Here is a 288-nt window from a genome sequence, read left to right as displayed (position 1 = left end):
TGCGGTTTCGATGGCTTTTGACATGACATAATTGTACCACTAATCAATCGGTTGTGATCGATTTTCGGGTATATTTTCGAGTTATTTTTGCTCTCGTTTCAAGCGGTTGGAACACGGGAAAAACGTTTCCTGAAGGACTTCGGTTCCACTCCCTCCAGCAGAAGTTTGAGATGGGTCCAATCGGTTTCACAGGAGCGAATCTGGCTCCAGTCCGAGAAGAATCTTCCCTGCTCCAGGCGTTTACTCCAAACACAAAAACCGGAGCGATCCCAATACAAGACTTTGACC

The 288-nt window shown here is 46.5% G+C and carries 1 protein-coding gene; it reads right to left on the bottom strand.

Translation table 11 applies throughout. The features are described 5' to 3' along the window. Positions 1–98 precede the first annotated feature (98 nt). A complete protein-coding gene (gene tnpB, locus M6F29_RS12365) occupies positions 99–278 on the bottom strand; it encodes an IS66 family insertion sequence element accessory protein TnpB (RefSeq protein ID WP_366525989.1) in 180 nt (59 codons plus the stop codon). Between the last annotated feature and the right edge of the window lie 10 nt (positions 279–288).

The sequence above is a fragment of the Ferrovum sp. genome (genome assembly GCF_027317285.1).
In the GTDB taxonomy this organism is placed as follows: domain Bacteria; phylum Pseudomonadota; class Gammaproteobacteria; order Burkholderiales; family Ferrovaceae; genus Ferrovum.
The sequence above is the reverse complement of the archived record's forward strand: the minus strand, read 5'-3'. Positions and strand labels throughout refer to the sequence as shown.